Origin of the sequence: uncultured Shewanella sp. (assembly GCF_947495455.1) — a bacterium.
Taxonomy (GTDB): domain Bacteria; phylum Pseudomonadota; class Gammaproteobacteria; order Enterobacterales; family Shewanellaceae; genus Shewanella.
This window is the reverse complement of record NZ_CANLZC010000217.1, coordinates 1-1364: the sequence shown is the minus strand read 5'-3', so window position 1 is coordinate 1364 and position 1364 is coordinate 1. Positions and strand designations below refer to the sequence as shown.

The 1364-nt window shown below is 42.8% G+C and carries 1 protein-coding gene; it reads right to left on the bottom strand.

Features of this window, described 5'->3' with window-relative positions:
- Positions 1-1364, bottom strand: a 1364-nt coding sequence (locus tag Q0791_RS24810) for a condensation domain-containing protein (RefSeq protein ID WP_299011941.1), incomplete at both ends; no start/stop codon positions are given.

Sequence of the window (1364 nt, the reverse complement as noted above, 5' to 3'; positions counted from 1 at the left end):
CACTTTTAACTCTCGCACTAAAACTTTGCACGCTAAACATCACCTGAAAAATAGGATGCCGTGACAGGTCACGCTCAACCCCCAGCTCATTCACCAATTTATCAAACGGTAAATCTTGATGAATTCTTGCACCTTGCACACATTTATCCACTTGAGCGATTAAATCTGAACAAGTTAAATGGGGAGACACTTGTGTTCGTAGTGCCAGCGAATTAACAAAAAAGCCAATTAGCGATTGTGTTTGCGCCAGATGCCGATTATCCGACGGCGCACCAACTATAATATCTTCTTGATGACAAAGTTGGCTCAAGGTTAAGTAAAATGCACTGAGCATCACAGTAAATAAAGTCGTATTTTGCGCTCGTGCCAGCGCTCTTAAATCATTCGATAAAGACACCGCTAACACTTGCTCAAAATCAGCCCCGCAATAATCCACTTGTGTCGGTCGAGTCTTGTCGGTCGGTAAATTCAAGATTTCAATATCCGCTAGCTGAGCGCGCCAATAATTCAGTTGCCCCTTCAGCACCTCACCTTGTAAATAATCACGTTGCCATATAGCAAAGTCAGAGTAACTAATAGATAATTCAGTAAGTTCAGGCTCAATACCAGCATCAAGTGCTTGATAAAATTCCATCAATTCATCAATAAAAATCTCAGTTGACCAACCATCAAAAGCAATGTGATGCCACATTAATAACAAATAGCGGCTATCATCCACATCATAACGACACAAACGCAACGGCGCTTGCTCACTTAAATTAAATGACGTTTGAATCTCAAGCCTAACACTCTGTTCAAGTTCAGTTTTTGACGCACATTGTTGCACTTGATATTTAAGCGGACTTTCCCGCTCTTGGGTATAACCTTCACCCGACTCCGCTTCCAAGTACACACTGTTCAGCACTGGGTGACGTTGTGCAAGTTGATTAATCGCTGCTAACAATAATTCAGCATTGGTTGTCGACTGTAACTGCACCAAATAAGGCATATGGTACGTATCACTGCCCGCCTCGAAACGCTCAAGAAACCATAAGCGCTCTTGAGCGAAAGAAAGAGGGGATAAAACCCTTTTATCTCTCGAGGGAATAAGTAATACCTCACTACCCACCATCACTTGTAAATGATGTGACAAGCCAGCCACTGTTGGGTAGGTAAATAGCTCAGCTAAAGAGAAATCCTTATCAAGCAGAGTGCTCGCCTTCGCGATAAGACGTATGGCATTGATGGAGTTACCACCAATACGAAAAAAGTTATCATGGATCCCCACTTTATCCAGCCCCAAAACGGCTTGCCAAATGTGACACAGTTGTTGCTCAAGCTCATTTCGAGGTGGTGTGTAATTGCCTGTATCAATCAACATAGGC